General features: G+C 63.2%; 15 protein-coding genes and 1 tRNA gene. 8 read left to right on the top strand and 8 right to left on the bottom strand.

Annotated features, from left to right (window positions below; all coding sequences use genetic code 11):
- The first annotated feature begins 229 nt into the window (after positions 1-229).
- Positions 230-712 carry a DUF1289 domain-containing protein gene (locus ACF8FG_RS17695; protein ID WP_003250325.1) on the top strand — a complete coding sequence of 161 codons (483 nt, stop codon included), beginning with the start codon at positions 230-232 and terminating at the stop codon, positions 710-712.
- A gap of 10 nt (positions 713-722) precedes the next feature.
- On the opposite strand, the gene queD is transcribed toward ACF8FG_RS17695, so the two are convergent.
- Both queD and ACF8FG_RS17685 read right to left on the bottom strand, forming a co-directional pair.
- The gene (gene queD / locus ACF8FG_RS17690) at positions 723-1,079 is read right to left on the bottom strand and encodes a 6-carboxytetrahydropterin synthase QueD (RefSeq protein WP_003250327.1); all 357 of its coding nucleotides are present in this window, start codon (positions 1,077-1,079) and stop codon (positions 723-725) included.
- 53 nt (positions 1,080-1,132) lie between these two features.
- Positions 1,133-2,212, bottom strand: a complete 1,080-nt coding sequence (locus tag ACF8FG_RS17685; RefSeq protein ID WP_014591652.1) for a patatin-like phospholipase family protein — start codon at positions 2,210-2,212, stop codon at positions 1,133-1,135.
- A gap of 219 nt (positions 2,213-2,431) precedes the next feature.
- Between ACF8FG_RS17685 and ACF8FG_RS17680 the strand changes: the two genes are divergently transcribed.
- The 5 genes from ACF8FG_RS17680 to ACF8FG_RS17660 all read left to right on the top strand — a co-directional run bounded on the left by ACF8FG_RS17680 (position 2,432) and on the right by ACF8FG_RS17660 (position 6,476).
- Entirely contained in the window at positions 2,432-2,740 is a 309-nt protein-coding gene (locus ACF8FG_RS17680; RefSeq protein WP_010953306.1) for a PepSY domain-containing protein, read from the top strand.
- Positions 2,740-3,054 carry a PepSY domain-containing protein gene (locus ACF8FG_RS17675; RefSeq protein ID WP_003250344.1) on the top strand — a complete coding sequence of 105 codons (315 nt, stop codon included), beginning with the start codon at positions 2,740-2,742 and terminating at the stop codon, positions 3,052-3,054. Before ACF8FG_RS17680 ends, ACF8FG_RS17675 begins: the two co-directional genes overlap by 1 nt.
- A complete protein-coding gene (locus ACF8FG_RS17670) occupies positions 3,055-3,723 on the top strand; it encodes a response regulator transcription factor (protein ID WP_014591651.1) in 669 nt (222 codons plus the stop codon). It abuts the gene before it with no gap.
- The gene (locus ACF8FG_RS17665; RefSeq protein ID WP_267273815.1) at positions 3,720-5,039 is read left to right on the top strand and encodes a sensor histidine kinase; all 1,320 of its coding nucleotides are present in this window, start codon (positions 3,720-3,722) and stop codon (positions 5,037-5,039) included. The genes ACF8FG_RS17670 and ACF8FG_RS17665 overlap by 4 nt, the downstream gene beginning before the upstream one ends.
- A 282-nt stretch (positions 5,040-5,321) precedes the next feature.
- Positions 5,322-6,476 carry an HPP family protein gene (locus tag ACF8FG_RS17660; protein WP_076403334.1) on the top strand — a complete coding sequence of 385 codons (1,155 nt, stop codon included), beginning with the start codon at positions 5,322-5,324 and terminating at the stop codon, positions 6,474-6,476.
- On the opposite strand, the gene ACF8FG_RS17655 is transcribed toward ACF8FG_RS17660, so the two are convergent.
- Positions 6,450-7,316, bottom strand: coding sequence for a LysR family transcriptional regulator (locus ACF8FG_RS17655; RefSeq protein WP_010953310.1), 867 nt, complete (start codon positions 7,314-7,316; stop codon positions 6,450-6,452). The two genes, ACF8FG_RS17660 and ACF8FG_RS17655, sit on opposite strands and share 27 nt — an antisense overlap.
- A gap of 180 nt (positions 7,317-7,496) precedes the next feature.
- Here ACF8FG_RS17655 and ACF8FG_RS17650 point away from each other — a divergent pair, with 180 nt between their 5' ends.
- Positions 7,497-9,386, top strand: a complete 1,890-nt coding sequence (locus tag ACF8FG_RS17650; protein WP_070384063.1) for a propionyl-CoA synthetase — start codon at positions 7,497-7,499, stop codon at positions 9,384-9,386.
- A gap of 230 nt (positions 9,387-9,616) precedes the next feature.
- On the opposite strand, the gene zapE is transcribed toward ACF8FG_RS17650, so the two are convergent.
- Together zapE and ACF8FG_RS17640 are read right to left on the bottom strand one after the other, a co-directional pair.
- Positions 9,617-10,687 (bottom strand): cell division protein ZapE, encoded by a 1,071-nt coding sequence (zapE, locus tag ACF8FG_RS17645; RefSeq protein WP_318077671.1) that lies wholly within the window; start codon positions 10,685-10,687, stop codon positions 9,617-9,619.
- Positions 10,688-10,819: 132 nt separating this feature from the next.
- Entirely contained in the window at positions 10,820-11,062 is a 243-nt protein-coding gene (locus ACF8FG_RS17640; protein ID WP_012271609.1) for a hypothetical protein, read from the bottom strand.
- 259 nt (positions 11,063-11,321) lie between these two features.
- On the opposite strand from ACF8FG_RS17640, the gene ACF8FG_RS17635 reads away from it, so the two are divergent.
- A tRNA-Gln gene (locus ACF8FG_RS17635) sits at positions 11,322-11,396 on the top strand.
- A 141-nt stretch (positions 11,397-11,537) separates the two neighbouring features.
- On the opposite strand, the gene ACF8FG_RS17630 is transcribed toward ACF8FG_RS17635, so the two are convergent.
- Genes ACF8FG_RS17630 through ACF8FG_RS17620 form a run of 3 tightly spaced genes read right to left on the bottom strand, consistent with a single transcriptional unit; the run spans position 11,538 to position 16,662 of the window.
- Positions 11,538-13,925 (bottom strand): response regulator, encoded by a 2,388-nt coding sequence (locus ACF8FG_RS17630; RefSeq protein WP_318077668.1) that lies wholly within the window; start codon positions 13,923-13,925, stop codon positions 11,538-11,540.
- 13 nt (positions 13,926-13,938) lie between these two features.
- Positions 13,939-14,400 (bottom strand): response regulator, encoded by a 462-nt coding sequence (locus tag ACF8FG_RS17625; RefSeq protein ID WP_003250360.1) that lies wholly within the window; start codon positions 14,398-14,400, stop codon positions 13,939-13,941.
- Between the two features lie 15 nt (positions 14,401-14,415).
- Complete coding sequence (locus tag ACF8FG_RS17620) at positions 14,416-16,662, bottom strand: ATP-binding protein (protein WP_014591645.1); 2,247 nt, start codon at positions 16,660-16,662, stop codon at positions 14,416-14,418.
- Between the last annotated feature and the right edge of the window lie 125 nt (positions 16,663-16,787).

Genomic DNA, 16,787 nt, shown 5'->3' with positions numbered 1-16,787 from the left:
GGGCATGCGAGGGATGCATGGCCCGGGCCAACGCCGTTCTACCGGATCAACTGTGCTCGTGACGCTTTGAAAACAGCTTCCAACGGACATTGTTGCCTTTGAAAAGGCCGGATGATTCTACGGCAAAAAAAGCCCGAAGGTAAGGCGGTGTACATGACTTTAACGAGTGACCCTGGTTAGACAAAGGGCTAACATGGGCCTGTGTTCCATCGCCAAGCTGTTGTTTTTCATGTCCAACAAGTCCATCAAAACCCCTTGCGTCGGCCTGTGCTCCACGGTGTACGGAGACACGGTGTGCCGTGGCTGCAAGCGTTTTCACCACGAAGTGATCAACTGGAACGGCTACGACGACACGCAGAAGCGCGCCGTGTGGTTGCGCCTTGAGCAGTTGCTGGTGCAGGTGATGATGGCCAAGCTTGAGGTGTTCGACAAAGGCCTGCTGCGCCAGCAACTGGAGCAGCGCTCCATCCGCTTTGTCGAGCAGCAGTCGGTGTATTGCTGGGCTTACCAGCTGATTGCCCGAGGGGCGCGGATGATCCGTGACCTGGAGGCCTATGGCATGGTGTTGCTGCCGGAGTTCCGTGACTGGGAACTGCCCCAATTGCGCGATGCGATCGATCGCGAGTTCTTTCTGCTTTCAGAGGCGCACTACCAGCGCTACATCGCCCCCAGCTTCCTGCGCGATGCCATGGGCAGCGCGCAGGGCCAGTGAGCCGGGCGAATCAGTCGCCGGTGTATTCGCAACCGCTTGTGCAGGTTTCGTGGATGCGAACCTTGGACAGCTCGGGCATCAGCGGCTTGACCTGGTCCCAGATCCACTTGGCGATCACTTCGCTGGTGGGGTTTTCCAGCCCGGGGATGTCGTTCAGGTAGTTGTGGTCCAGCTGATCATAGATCGGCTTGAAGATCGCCTTGACCTCGGCGAAGTCGCGGATCCAGCCCGTGTGCGGGTCGAGCGGGCCGGTCAGGTGCAGGCCGACCTTGAACGAGTGGCCATGCAAACGGCCGCATTTGTGCCCTTCAGGGACGTGGGGCAGGCGGTGGGCCGATTCGAATGTGAATTCCTTGAAAATTTCCACGCTGTCATAACTCTGTGTGAATCAATAATGCGCGCAGTCTACCAGCATGGCCGCTACAAGGCTTGCAGGCGTTCATGCAGCCGCCCGGTGGCGGTCAGTTCCAGAAGTTCATCCCCCAGGCGCTGGCTCTCGGCAATGGCCTTGTACCAATAGCGCTTGCGCCCTGGCGCATCGCCCATGAAGCGCTTGAAGTCGTTGCGGTCGGGCAGTTTGCCGTAGGGCAGGGCTGCCAGGTATTGCGGCGAAGGCGTCATCAGCAGCACGTTTTGCAGGCGGGTGGCATCGCCCTTGCGCCAGGGCAGGGCCTTGTCGAACCAGCCGGGTACCACCTTGTCGGTGAAGTGCGGGTACAGCACCAGCTCGTCGCCGCGATAGGGCAGGTCGAGGTGATAGTCGAGCAGGCCGCCGTCGCGGTAGGTGCCGGCGCCGGCACCGGGGATGTCTTTCACGCCCTGCATGACCATCGGTATCGACCCGGAAGCGAGCAGGGCGTGGCGCAGGTTGGTCAAGTCCAGCGGCAGGTAGCGTGAGGGGAAGTCGGTCAGCGTGTCGAGCGGAGGCGCGGCGCGCCCATCGTGCAGAATGATGCGCTCGAAGTGGCGGGCCAGGCGCGAACGGCCCAGGAGGTTACTGGCAACCACCGAGCCCAGGCCCAGCCCCAGGCGGCCGCGATGGTCGTGAGCGAGCTGGCCGTGGCTTTTCACCACCAGAATGTTCAGGCGGTAGTGAGGGTTGGCCAGCAGCTGGCCGTCGCGGCCCTCCAGCAAGTCATCAAGCATGCGTTGGCAACTGCGGCTGATTTCGGCCGGGGTGACGCCCTTGGCGAAATCCTGCTCGGTGTATAGCTCGCCCAGGCGGCGGATGCCGGCGACCGGGTCGTCGAGGCAGGCGCTGGCGAAGCGCCAGGCACCGATCGATGCGCCGATCAGGGCACGCTGACGGGGTGCCGAGGGTAGCAACTCGCCGAACAGCGCCAGGTCCAGGCCCTGGATGCCCAGCGGCTTCGGCCCACCCGCCGCGCCCGGCAATACCCCGACATCGGCCGCTTGCAGGCCGCGCTCGCGGATGTGTCGCAAGGCACGCTGGCCGGCCTTGAAGGTGAGGGCGGGGTATTTGATGTGGATGGCGCTCATGGCGGGTCTCTTGGGCTCAAAGCAGCCGTTACAGATAACACACCTGTGTGTGCCTGTATTGGCCCTTTCGCAGCGCAAGGCCGCACCTTGCACGAGGCCAAGTCGGGTTGGCGGCGTAACTGCGCTATCATGCCGCCAGTTGTTTTCAGGTTGAATTAAGGACCGCTGGTTAATCTTAACCCCGTAGACAACTTGCACAGTTCTCAGGAGAGAAGAACGATGAAAACCATGACTGCCCTGATCACCGCCGCTGCCCTCGCCCTGGGCGCCAATGCCGCCTTCGCCAAGGACGTTCAGCCTGACGAAGTGGTCAAACTGGTCAACGCCAAGACCATCAAGTCGCTGGACGAGCTCAAGGCCGCTGCCGTGGCCAAGCACCCAGGCGCCACCGTCACTGACTCGGAACTTGAAGACGAGTACGGCCGCTACATCTACAAGGTCGAGCTGCGTGATACGCAGAACGTCGAATGGGACGTCGACATGGATGCCAAGACCGGTGAGGTGCTCAAGGACGAACGAGACAGCTGATGATCCATGTATCCCGGACGGCACGTTACCTGGCGCTCTCGCTGCTTGCCGTCTGCTCCCTGGCTGTTGCCCGCGACCTGGACCAGGATGAAGCCCTGAAGCTCCGTCAGAAGGGCATCATCCTGCCGCTCGAACAGCTGCTCGAGACCGCCCTGGGGCGTCACCCCGGGGCGCGTCTGCTGGAAGCCGAGCTGGAAGAAGACGATGATCGCTACGAATATGAAGTCGAGTTGCTGACGACTGAAGGTGTGGTGCGCGAGATCAAGCTCGATGCCAGCACCGGCGCCCTGCTCAAAGACGAGGAAGATGACTGAATGCGCCTGTTGCTTGTCGAGGACAACGTACCGTTGGCCGATGAACTGACCACCGGCCTGCAGCGCCAGGGCTATGCCGTGGACTGGCTGGCTGATGGCCGTGACGCGGTTTACCAGGGACAAAGCGAGCCTTACGACCTGATCATCCTGGACCTCGGCCTGCCTGGCTTGCCCGGCTTGGACGTGCTGGCCCAGTGGCGCGCCGCCGGCCTGGCCACACCGGTATTGATCCTCACTGCCCGCGGCTCCTGGGCCGAGCGCATTGAAGGGCTGAAGGCAGGGGCTGACGATTACCTGAGCAAGCCCTTCCACCCCGAAGAGCTGCAACTGCGCATCCAGGCGTTGCTGCGCCGCGCCCGTGGCCTGGCCAATCAGCCGAAGCTGGAAGCAGCCGGCCTGCACCTTGACGAAAGCCGTCAGTGCGTGAGCCGCGACGGGGTGGATGTGCAACTGACTGCCGCCGAGTTCCGCCTGCTGCGCTACTTCATGCTGCACCCGCAGCAGATCCTGTCCAAAAGCCACCTGGCCGAGCACCTCTACGACGGTGAAACCGAGCGCGACTCGAACGTGCTGGAGGTCCACGTCAACCATTTGCGCCGCAAGCTGGGCCGCAGTGTGATCGAAACCCGTCGCGGGCAAGGCTACATCTATGCCGGGAGCGGCGAGTGAAGTCGATCCAGGCGCGCCTGAGCCTGGGCCTGGTGGCGGTACTGGTGGTAGTCGGCGTGGTGCTGGCGCAACTGACCTTGTGGCTGTTCGAAGCCGGGCTGCAACGTTATCTGGAGAGCGGCCTGCGCAAGGAAAGCGAGAATCTGCTGGTGGCATTGGTGCGTGGGCCTTCCGGCCTGCAGCTGGATGAGCGGCGCATTTCGGCTGCCTATCAGCGGCCGTTTTCCGGTTACTACTTCCGCATCGATTTCGACCAGGGTACCTGGAGGTCTCGTTCGCTGTGGGACCTGGACATGCCCAAGCCTGCAGCGCCCGGGCTTTCCGATAGCCATGAACTCGGCCCCGAAGGCCAGCAGCTGCTGGCCCTGCGTGCCGACTACCGGCGCCTGGGCCAGGACATTTCGATCAGTGTGGCTCAGGACTATTCACCGGTCCGCGAAGGTTTCCGACGCTTGCAGCAGATCGGCCTGGGCATGGGCCTGGTGGCGCTGATCCTGATTCTGGTGCTGCAGCGCATCACGGTTACCCGCTCGCTGCGGCCGCTGGAGCGGGCGCGCCAGCAGATCGCCCAACTGCAGCAGGGGCGGCGCTCGCAGCTGGATGCCGAGGTGCCCAGTGAGTTGGTACCGCTGGTGGGGCAGATCAACCACTTGCTCAGCCATACCGAAGACAGCCTGCGCCGTTCACGCAATGCCCTCGGTAACCTCGGCCATGCGCTGAAGACGCCGCTGGCGGTGCTGCTGAGCCTGGCTTCCAGTGAACGCCTGCAGGGTCTGCCGGAGGTGCGCGCGCAAATGCGCGAGCAGTTGCAGCAGATTCAGGAACGCCTGGCGCGCGAGCTGAACCGTGCGCGCCTGGCAGGGGATGCGCTGCCGGGTGCGCAGTTCGATTGTGATGCCGAACTGCCGGGCCTGCTCGGGACCTTGGGCATGATTCATGGCGAGGGCCTGCTGCTGGCAAGTGATGTGTCGCCCGGGCTGTTGTTGCCATGGGACCGCGAGGACGTTCTGGAACTGTTGGGTAATCTGCTGGACAACGCCTGCAAGTGGGCAGACAGCGAAGTGCGCGTGGGTATCGCGTCGAACGCCGAGGGCTACCGGCTGTGGGTTGATGACGATGGCCCGGGTATTGCGCAAGACCAGCGGCAGCAGGTGCTGGAGCGAGGTTCACGGCTGGACGAACAGGTGGCTGGGCATGGGCTGGGGTTGGGCATCGTGCGCGATATCGTTGACGCATGGGGCGGCCGCCTGGCCTTGCTGGAGAGCCCGCTGGGCGGGTTGCGGGTGAGCATCGACCTGCCGCGCAAGGCTCGGTGATGCCGGGGCCGCTGTGCGGCCCATCGCGACACAAGGCCGCTCGCACAGGTGTACGCAATCCCCTTTGGCCCTATCAGTACTGCAAAAAAATTGCAGTACAGCCGCAGTTTTTTGAATTAGCCCAAATTCCCCCCACCCGGCAAAATCCTCCCACGAAACCCTGTGGTTTCCATCTCTCCACGGACGGAGCCCCTTGTGGTATTGCATGCGCAATACGAGGCCCAGGCCAACTCGGCTGGGCTTTCTTTTTGAACAGAAAAACCAAAGATCCCGATTGCCCAAATGTCTGCCTCGCGTTCCGAAAGTCGTCTGCAGCGGCTGTTGCCGGCCCCTCTCAACATCCCCCCAAAAGAATGGTTGCGTGCCGGTATCGGTGCGCTATTTGGCCTTTTCCTCGCGGGCTGGCTGACCAGCATGGCCTATGGCCCGAACATCGCCCTGCACTTGCTCGGCCCGCTGGCTGCTTCGGCGGTACTGGTGTTTGCGGTGCATTCCGGCCCCTTGGCCCAACCTTGGCCGGTGTTGGGCAGCTACGCCCTGGCGGGTGCAGTGGGGCTGGCCATGCGCGAAGGCTTCGGCCCCGAGCTGTGGGTGGCTGCTGCGGCACTCGGCATCTCGATCCTGGTCATGTGCCTGTTGCGCTGCCTGCACCCGCCGGGTGGCGGTGTGGCAGTGAGCGCGGTGCTGGCCGACCCGGGGTTGACCGCCATGGGCGATCACCTGCTGGAGCCGGTGCTGCTCAATGCGCTGATCCTGGTGACAGTGGCAATCGCCTACAACCGTTTGACGGGTGTGCGCTACCCGAAAGGCGCGGTGCCACGCAAAGACCTGCACCACACCCATGACCCACTGCCCGGCGAGCGGGTCGGCATCCGCAGTGAAGACCTGGACCAGGCCCTGGAAGAGCTGGGCGAGTTCGTCGACGTCACCCGTGACGAGCTGGAGCGCATCATCCTCGCCACCGAGCAGCACGCCCTGCAGCGCAGCCTTGGCGGTATCACCGCGGCCTCGGTGATGTCCCGCGATGTGCAGTTCGTCACGCCTGATACCACGCTGGAGCAGGCCTGGAAAATGCTCGCCAGCCATCACCTGAACACCCTGCCTGTCCTGCAGCACGGCAAGCTTGTGGGCATCGTCAGCCTCAGCGACCTGGTTGGCCCGGCGATGCAGCGTGGGCGTTTCAGCTGGCGCGGTCTGTTCGGCCGCCAGGCGGTGCGCATGGCGCAAGTGATGAGCAGGCGGGTTGTCAGTGTCAGCAGCCAGCACCCGTTGGAACGCCTGCTGCCCTTGTTGTGCGAACAAGGCCTGCACTGCTTGCCGGTGCTTGATGGCGACAAGCTGGTGGGGGTGATCACCCAGACCGACCTGATTGCCGGCCTCAAGCGTCAGTTGCTCAGCAAGACCGAGGCTTCAGATAACCGGGTCCCAGCGTTGTGACCAGTCGCTGGCGCCGGCAGCTACCAGCCGGCGCAGGATCGCGAAGGCCTGTTGCAGGGCTTCGCTGTCACGTTTACGCGGGTACACCAGAAAGGTCGGGTAGGTGAACTCCGGAGCCTGAGGTACCCGCTCGAACACGCCGCTGTCCAGATAGGCCTGCACCACCCGCGTGCGGAAGTAGCCACTGCCGCCTTGGTCGAGTATGAACTGCAGGGCCAACGGGCCAAGGTTGAAGCTAAGCGCCGGGCGCGCGCAGTCGGGCAGGGCCGCATCATGCTGGCGGCGGAAGGCCTCGCCCCAGTCGATGTAGATGTACGGCTCGGGCCGCTCGACCCGGCGCACGCGAATCAGCTTCTCTTCCATCAACTGCTCCACCTGCAGGCCTGGACCGTAGGTCGGCTGGTAGACCAGCGCGGCGTCCAGCAAGCCCATCTCGACCTTGCGCAGCAGCGACTCTCCATCGCTGACCTCGCTGCGGATGGCATGGCTGGGCAGTTCACGGTGCAGGGCACTTACCCAGTCGAGCATCATCGGGTTGCCCAGGCTCACCTCGCCGCCCACATGCAGCACCTGCTGGCAACCTTCAGGCAACGGCAGGTCGCGGCGCGCGGCTTCCCAGGTTTGCACCAACTGGTTGGCATAACTGACGAACGCTTCGCCATCGCTGGTCAGGCTGGCGCCGCTGCGGCTACGCACGAACAGCTGGCAACCCAGTTGCTGTTCCAGGCGCTGCACGCGCGCGGTGATCGCGGTTTGTGACACGAACAGGCGTTCGGCCGCGGCGACCAGGCTGCCGCAACGCACAATTTCCAGGAAGGTACGGGCCTGCTCGATGTCCATGGGCTGCTCGGTGGTTGAAGGGGTGGCCTATTCTAGAGGCTTTGCACTGTTATGGGGCGTTATTGCGTTGTCTGCAAATTTGCAGGTCGGTTGTGACTTTAGTCCCATGGCGGCGTGGGTAGAGCGGTCCATACTCAGGTTTCGCCCTTCAATAACAACAAGTACCGGGTTTTTAACGACATGAGCTACCAGCACAGCTACGCCCATTCCATTTCCGACCCTGCCGCGTTCTGGGCGGAACAGGCCGCAGACCTGGCCTGGCACCGCAAGCCTGCCTTGACCCTGCAAGACAACGCCGACGGTACCCACCGCTGGTTCGCGGATGGCCGCCTCAACAGCTGTTACCTGGCCCTCGATCACCAGATCGAGCAGGGCCGGGGCGAGCAGTTGGCGCTGATCTACGATTCGCCCGTGACCGGTGTGCAGCAGACCTACACCTACAACCAGTTGCGCGACGAGGTAGCACGCCTGGCCGGTTTGCTGCGCCAGCTGGGGGTGAACAAGGGCGATGGCGTGATCATCTACATGCCCATGGTGCCGCAAGCGGCCATGGCGATGCTGGCCTGCGCGCGGATCGGCGCGGTGCATTCGGTCGTGTTCGGTGGCTTTGCCGCCAACGAGTTGGCCCTGCGCATCGATGACGCTCGGCCCACCTTGTTGCTGACGGCATCGTGCGGGCTGGAGTTCGACCGGGTCATTGCATACAAGCCGCTGGTTGACCGTGCCCTGCAACTGGCCCGGCACCAGCCGCGCAATGTGCTGGTGCTGCAGCGGCCACAGGCGCACGCTGAACTGCTGCCAGGCCGCGACCTGGACTGGCAGGCGGCCTTGGCCGGCGCCGAACCGGTGGCGCCCGTCGAGCTGGATGCCGGCGACCCGCTGTATATCATGTATACCTCAGGCACCACCGGTAAACCCAAGGGTATCGTCCGGGAAAACGGCGGCAATGCCGTGGCGCTGTGTTACGCCATGCGCCATATCTATGGCATGCAGGCCGGCGATGTGTGGTGGGGCATTTCCGACGTCGGTTGGGTGGTCGGCCACTCACTGATCGTCTACGGGCCGTTGATGAGCGGCTGTACCACCGTGTTCTACGAAGGCAAGCCAATCCGCACCCCGGATGCTTCGGCCTATTGGCGGGTGGTGGAGCAGTACCAGGTCAACGCGCTGTTCTGTGCACCTACGGCCATGCGCGCCATCCGCAAGGAAGACCCGGAGGGCGACCTGATTCGCAAACATGACCTCAGCTCGCTGCGGCAACTGTTCCTGGCGGGGGAAAAGCTGGATTCCAGCACCCATGAATGGCTGGAACGGGTGAGTGGCAAGCCGGTGCACGACCACTGGTGGCAGACCGAGACCGGCTGGCCGGTCACCGCGCCTTGCGTCGGGCTGGAGGGCAGCGCGGCGAAGCCAGGGTCGAGCAACCGGGCGGTGCCGGGTTACAACGTTCGCGTACTGGATGACGAAGGCCACTTGCTCGGGGCCAACCATCAGGGTTCGATCGTGATTGCACTGCCACTGCCCCCCGGCTGCAGCCAGACGCTGTGGGGGGATCACGAGCGCTACCTGCAGGCCTACCTGCGCACATATCCGGGGTACTACCACACGGGTGACGGCGGCTATCTGGACGATGATGGCTTCGTCTACATCATGGGGCGCACCGATGATGTGATCAACGTTTCCGGTCATCGTTTGTCCACCGGTGAAATGGAAGACCTGGTCGCCCGCCACCCGGCGGTAGCGGAGTGTGCTGTGATCGGTGTGCATGACGAGATCAAGGGGCAGGTACCGTTGGCGCTGGTGGTACTCAAGGATGGCGAGGGCATTGCCGAGGCGCAGTTGCTGGTGGAGCTGGTGGGCAGTGTGCGCGAGGAAATTGGCCCGCTGGCCTGTTTCAACCGGGTCCGGCTGGTGAAGCGCCTGCCCAAGACCCGTTCCGGCAAGATTCTGCGGGCGGTGCTGCGCAAGATTGCCGATGGGCAGGATTATGTGCCGCCTTCGACCCTGGATGACCCTGCGGTGCTGGGTGAGATCGAAGCGGTGCTGGCGGATTTGCCCAGGGCGGGTTGATGGTTTGACCTCGATGGCCCCTTCGCGGGCGGGACGTGCATCGGTGGCTCGGCAGAGGCCGTCGTAGGCGCGGGTTCACCCGCGAAGAGGCCGGGCCTGCTGGCCAATTACCACCCGCCGTTCACCGTTGCGGCCGCTACCGTACTCGCGGGTAAACCCGCTCCTACAGACGCATCGGTGGTCGTAGGAGCGGGTTCACCCGCGAATGGGCCGGCTCAGGCACTGCAGGCTCAGGGGGCAATCTGGTGCAGTTGCCCCAACCGGCTGCGGGTACGCATCAGGTCGGCCAGCGGGCCGCCCAGGCTCTCTTTCAGCGGACGTTTACCTATGACAATCACCCGCCGATCCTGGTCATACAGCACATCCACCAGGTTGACGAAGCGCTGCTGAGCCGCCAGCGAACACGCCGAGAGGTCATCCAGCCCATCGATGACCCACTCGTCATACTCCCTGGCCAGCACCAGGTAGTCGATGACCGCGGTGGCCTTCTCGCACAGATCGTCAAAGCCAAGCACCACCCGCCGGCCATCGATGGCCAGCGCTCGCAGCGGGCGCTTGTTCACGTCCAGTATCACCGGTTGTTCGCTCGGCACATTCAGCGCCTGGCGCTGCGCCGCATCACCCGGCCAGACATAATGGCCCTGGGTAAAACGCTGATGCTCGCGGTTGGCCGGCAAACTGCGAAAATCCGTGTCGCCACCGACTTCGAGCACTTGCATCGAGCTGTTGATCAGGCGAATGACCGGCAGAAAACGTTCGTGATACAGCGGGTTGGGCAACAGCCCTTCGGGCGCGTAGTTAGAGGTCACCAGCAGGTACACGCCACGGGCGAACAAGGCGTTGAACAGCCGGGTGAGCAGCATGGCATCGCCTATGTCATGCACGTGGAATTCGTCGAAGCACAGCACTTGGCAACCACCCACCAGCTCGTCCAGCGTTGCGCCCAGCGCGTCGTCCAGCGCCCGGTGGCGGTGCATGCCCTGGTGCAGGCGTGCAAAGAAATCATGAAAATGCAGGCGCAGCTTGGCGGCTATCGGCACGGCCTGGAAAAAGCCATCGAGCAGCCAGCTTTTACCCCGGCCGACCGAGCCGTACAGGTACAGACTGCGCGGTTGACCTTGTTCAAGCTGCGTCAGTTGTTCGGCCATGCAGTGGATTACCCGCCGCTGACCGTCACTCAGCTGATAACCACGGCTGTGCGCCTTGTCCTCGAACCAGCCGAGCAGCTCGCTCTGTTGATTGGCGGTGCCGCGCAAGCGTTGGCCAAGCTGGCGCAGCGGGGTAGGGATCCAGGCAGACAAAAGCAACGCTCCTTGGGCGATGGCGGGGCAGCCTGCAGCTTGCCCGAGAGCGGCCATTTTGACTAATAGAGAAAGTGCCGGGCAATCATCACTTCTTGCGATAGGTCTGGCCGCCTCTTGTGCCTGTGCGGGCTATGCCTTTCGCTCCAGCTGGCGTTCGATCATGTACTTCACCGCCAGGCGACGTTCCTTGAGGTGGCGCAGGTCTTCGTCGACGAAGTTACCGGCCGATATCGATTCGGCAGCGAGCACCTGGTTGTCGATGTCCATATATTCGTCCAGCAAGCGGTCCAGCGCCTTGTCCTGCTGGCGGCGCTGCTGGACGATTTCGCGCGGGTAGTGCAGGTCCTGGTAGAGATCGTGAGAGACAGGCATGGGGTCCTCCTTGGTCAATGCAATGGGCTTACCTGATTGGAAGTGTGGAATGCGATTGTGTTGAAGCGAGGCGGGCGGAAACCGACGGACGGTCGCCACACCAGCGCCCAAATGACTAACTCGCTGTTTTTTGGCAATTTTTTTGATCAGGGGGGTTCACAGACCGAAAGTTTGTTGTTAAAGTGCCGCGCATTCCAAGACAACAACCCGGTTGTCACTCAGTTGGAATTGTCAGAGCAGCAAACGCTGCATCCGATACAGGGGCGTCGCCAAGCGGTAAGGCAGCAGGTTTTGATCCTGCCATGCGTTGGTTCGAATCCAGCCGCCCCTGCCATTTTTCAAGATTCAAACGTATTTAACCCGGTGCCAGGAAAGATGAGCGCTGGGTTTTCGCGTTTTCGCGTTTTCGCGTTTTCGCGTTTTTGTGATTTTGCGCGCCTCCGCACCTCCTGAGCGCGGGGCGTGCCGTACCGGGTTACCCGGAAATCCCCAGCATTTCGTTCAGCGCCCTGGCCAGTTCATCAGCCTGCACCGGCTTCTGGATCACCAGGCTGCCCGGCAGGTCCAGCCCCTGCAACTCCGCATAACCGGTAAGAAACACCACCGGCAGGCGGGGGTATCGTTCGCGGGCAGCCAGCGCCAGTTGAGCACCATTGAACTCGGGCATGGCGAAATCAGTCAGCAGCAGGTCAATGTCGTCATCCAGCAATGCCAATGCCTGCTCGCCGCTGTGCGCCTGGCGCACCTGGTAGCCGTATTGGCGTAACACATCGCCAAGCATGTCGCGCACCAGGTGGTCGTCGTCCACCAGCAGCACCGTGCGGTTATGGCCGCTTTCGCTGATTGACTGACTGAGCACTGCTGCTACGGGTTCGTTCACCATCTCCTCTTTTACCGCCGGCAGGTATACCGCCACCTCGGTACCGCGACCGAGTGTGGTGTCGATGCGCACGCCGCCACCGGACTGCTTGGCAAAGCCGAACACCTGGGCCAGGCCCAGGCCCGAACCTTTGCCAATGTCCTTGGTGGTAAAGAAAGGCTCGAATACCTTGGCCAGCACCTCTTCGTTCATGCCGCAACCCGTATCGCGGATGCTCAGCATCACGTACTCGCCCGGGTCCGGGTCTTCCGGGCGTTGCGGGCGCTTGTCGATATGGGTGTTGCGCGTTGTCAGGGTCAGCTGGCCGCCGTCGGGCATGGCATCGCGGGCATTGATCGCAAGGTTGAGGATGATCATCTCGGTCTGGGTGGGGTCGGTCAGTGCCTGCCACAGGGCCAGGTCAAGGTCCAGACGTACCGAGACGTTGCCACCCAGCGTGCGGCGCAGCAGCTCTTCCAGACCGGCCAGGGTACGGTTGAGGTTCAGCGGCACCGGCTCCAGACGCTGGCGGCGGGAGAAGGCCAGCAACTGCGAGGTCAGCTTGGCACCACGCTCGCCTGCTTCGCGGATATGGGTGAGGCGAGTGCGGGCCTTGTCCAGGTCGGCCTTGGCCAGATCGCGCTCCAGAAAGCTGGCACCGGTGAGTATCACCGTCAGCAGGTTATTGAAGTCATGCGCCACGCCAGCCGTTAGTTGCCCAACCGCTTCCAGCCGCTGCATCTGCTGCAGAGCGGCCTCGATGCGCTCGCGCTCGTTGATCTGTTCGCGCAGCCGCGCGTTGGCGTCTGCCAGGCTCAGGGCGGCTTCGCGCTCGCTGGTGATGTCGCGTGCCACCACGTACAGCAAGGTGTCCTCCGGCACCACCACCCACGACAGCCAGCGCTGTTGGCCGCCGGCATGCAGGATGCGACCGACAAAGCGTGCGCTGGTGCGGCCGTGGGCGAGGGCGGCCAGTTCGGTGAGTAACTGTTCCTGGTCCTGCTCAGGCAGCAGGTGCAGCAAGGACGACTGGCTCAGGCGTTCGCGTGAGAAGCCCAGGCTGGCTTCCCAGGCGGGGTTCAGTGCGACCGGGGTCAGGTCTTTGTTCAGCACGGCCAGCAAATCCTGCGACAGCTCCCAGGCACGATCGCGTTCGCGGGTACGGCGCTCGACCCGCTCGCCAAGCATCTCGTTCAGCTGACGCAGCGCCTGGGTGGCCTGGCGTTGCGCGTGGATGTCCTGCAGTACGCCTGAGAAGCGAACGCACTGATCATCGACGAACTGGCTTTGGCCGCTGCTCAGCAACCAGCGGGGCTCCAGGCCATTGGGTTGCGCGATCCGAAACTCCACGCGGTAATGACCGTCACTTTCCGGGCGCATGGCATGTTCCACCGCCTCGCGCACCAGTGGCAGGTCGTCGGGGTAGATGCCGGCGTAGAACACTTCAAGGCTCATTTCGGTGCTGGTGGGCAGGCCGAACAAGGTCTTGCAGCGGTCATCCCACAGCAACAGGCCCTCTTGCGGGCGCAGGTCCCAGGTGCCCATGCCGGCGGCGTCGATGGCGATGCGAGCACGTGCTTCGACGTCCGCCAAGGCCTCTTCGGCGCGGCGACGGCGCTGGCGTTCCTGTACTTCGCTGAGGGCCCGGCGCACGGCTTTGGGCAGCAGTGGCAGGTTCTTCTTCAGCACATAGTCGGTCGCGCCCAGGCGGATCATTTCCACCGCGTGCTCTTCGCCATAAATGCCGGACAGGAATATGAACGGGATGTCGGGTGCCAGGCGTTGGGCGATGGCCAGCACTTCGGTGCCGGACGAGCCTGGTAGCACGCAGTCACACAAGATCAGGTCGTAGCAGGCCTGGCGCAGGGCATGTTCGACACCCGCATGGTCGAACACCAGCTGCGACTGCACATGCAGCCCGCTGCGCTCCAGGCGCATCAGGGTAAGCTCAGCGTCCATCGAGCTGTCTTCGACCATCAGTAGTTTCAACGGCGTTTGCTGCATCGTTGCGGCGGCCTCAGTTGCTACCGCGACGGTTCAGTCGCAGTGAGCCGGGTGGCGGTTCGTTTAGCACTGCCCAGAATACCCCGAGGTCGGAGATGGCGGTGACGAATTCCTTGAACTCCACGGGTTTGACCACATAAGCGTTTACCCCCAGCTCGTAGGCACGCAACAGGTCGGGCTCTTCGCGCGAAGAGGTGAGCATCACGGTGGGGATGCTGCGCAGTTCGGCAGTGGCGCGCACTTCCTTGAGCACTTCCAGGCCGTCGACCTTGGGCAGTTTCAGGTCGAGTAACAGCACGGCAGGGTTGCCGTCATCGCGCTCGGCATAGGCGTTGCGGCGCAGCAAGTAGTCGAGCGCATCAGCGCCGTCACGCAGCACGATGACCTCGTTGGCCAACTGGCTGCGCTCCAGGGCCAGCAGGGTCAGCTCCAGGTCTCGGGGATTGTCTTCGACCAGCAGAATGGGCTTGAGCATGATGGTAGCGATGCCTCAGGTAGCAGTGTTTCGGGGTAGGGTGAAGTGGAAGCTGGCGCCCTGGTCGACCTGGCCAGTGGCCCAGACTCGACCGTCATGGCGCTCGATGATGCGGCGTACGCTCGCCAGGCCAATGCCGGTGCCTTCGAAATCTTCCATGCGGTGCAGGCGCTGGAAGACGCCGAACAGCTTGTTGGCGTAGGCCATGTCGAAGCCCACGCCATTGTCGCGGATGCAGACCTCGGTTTCGTCAGGGTGCTGTACGGCACTGATCTCGATGCGAGCAGGCGTACGGCCGCGAGTGTACTTGATGGCATTGGCTATCAGGTTGTGCAAGGCCATGTTGATGAATGCCGGGTCGCCGATCACCTTGGGCAGCGGGGCGATGTCCCAAACGATTGCGCGGCCTTCGTAATCGGGGGCTAGCTCGCTGCGAATGGCCTCGACCAGGGCGTTGAGGTCGACGTCGGACAGGCGCAAGGCCGAGCGGCCCATCTGCGAGAAGTTGAGCAGGTTGTCGACCAGGCTGCCGGCAAAGTGCGCCGCCTCACCAATATGCTGGAGGAAGCGTTTGCCGCGTTCGCTCAAGCCTTGGCCTTCGATCTCGCCAAGCAGTTCGGTATAGCCGGCGATGTGCCGCAGCGGGGCGCGCAGGTCGTGGGAAACACTGTAGGAAAACGCTTCGAGCTCCTTGTTGGAACGGCGCAATTCGCCAGCCAGTTGTGCCAGCTCTTCGGCCTTGCGCAGGACAATGCCCAGTACCGCGGCGCGCAGCTCCATCACGCCCTCGATCACCAGTGGGTCCCACGCCTGACAATAGCCGCGCAGTTCTTCCTGCCAGCGTTCAAAACTGTTCCGCGGGTCGAGGTTGCCCTGTGGCCCGACCTGCTTGGTCGGCTGGCCGGCCCAGTTGACCGTGCGTATCTGCTCGGGGCGGAACCACAGCAGGTAGTGCGAGTGGATCTGCGAGATGGCCACCGCCAGCACCCCGCCAGCATGGTTTGCCAGCTCGGGCAGCTCAGTGATGTCGCGGCGCAGGTTGTCGCTATGGAACACCTTGTCTTCGTCACGTTGGCTTAGCCAGTGTACCAGCGCCGTCACCTGGGCCTCAGGCGGGGTCTGGCCGATCAGGTCACAGCGCTCGGCCGAGATCACTGCCGCGCCCTGGGCGTCGGCGAAGGCCAGCAGCACGTGAGGCAGGTCGCGCAAACCGTCACTGACGCTGTCGTGGTCGGCCATGGACGAGATCATGCGTACGATGTGCTGGCGCAGCGCCAACAGCTTGCGCGTACTGGCATGGGACTCGCGGGACTCTATCTGCAACGACAGTACGCTGGCCAACAGCTCGCAGGCCGTGCGGGTGCGCAGGTCCACCGGGCGTGGCTGCTGATGGTGGCAGGAAATCAGCCCCCACAGCTCGCCGTCGACCACGATCGACAGCGACATCGAGGCCAGCGTGCCCATGTTGCGCATGTACTGCAGGTGCACAGGTGACACGCTGCGCAGTACAGCAAAACTCATGTCCAGCGCCTTGCCAGTGCGCGGGTTGGTTGCGGGCAGCAGTGGCGAGGGCTGATAGTTGGCATCTTCGATCACGCGGATACGGTTGACCCGGTAAAGCTCGCGCGCCTGGCGCGGGATGTCTGCAGCCGGGAAACACAGGCCTGCGTAGCTGGGGTAGCCCGGGTCGGCTACCTCGGCCAGCACCTGGCCATTGCCTTCGGCATCGAAACGGTACGCCTTGACCCGCCCAAAGCCGGTGATGCGCTTGAGCTGCAGCACCGCTTGTTGCAGCAGGTCTTCGATACTGCCGGCCAGTTGCAGACTGGCGACAAAGCTGCGCACCAACGGGTAGTAGTCGCCTTGCCCGACCAGGTCTGCTGGCAGGCGGGGTGGTTCGAACTCGGCAATCAGTACCTGATCGTGGCAATGGACCAGCATGTGCAGCAGGGCACTGACGGGGTTGCCCTGGCGCAAGTGCACGTCGCCAATGTGGAAGGGGAAGACTTCGTCTTCGGGAAGCCGTGTGAGGTGCGCGTGCAGGTCAAAGCCCTCGTGAACCAGGTCGGCGAAGTGGCAACCGATCAGTTCGCGGGCTGGCAAGCCCAACCAGTGCTCGACATTTTCACTGGCCTGCAGCACGCACAGGTCGGTGGCATCCAGCACCAGCAGAAAGCCGTGAGGCTGGATGCTGCCCGGAACCTGAATCGGTTCTTGGGCACAGCGCTCCATGGCGTCTGCCAGTGAGTTGTCTGCAGTCATGATTGAAAAAGCTCCTGTCATGTCCGTCCGTGTACGGCACAGGTGTCTGGCGCGGGACGAATACGATTCACCCTAACAGAATCCCGGTGAATTTACCGGCTCCTGGCCATTGGAGGCACGGGGTG

The sequence above is a fragment of the Pseudomonas sp. YQ_6 genome (genome assembly GCF_043103245.1).
Classification (GTDB): Bacteria; Pseudomonadota; Gammaproteobacteria; order Pseudomonadales; family Pseudomonadaceae; genus Aquipseudomonas; species Aquipseudomonas alloputida.
The sequence above is the reverse complement of the archived record's forward strand: the minus strand, read 5'-3'. Positions and strand labels throughout refer to the sequence as shown.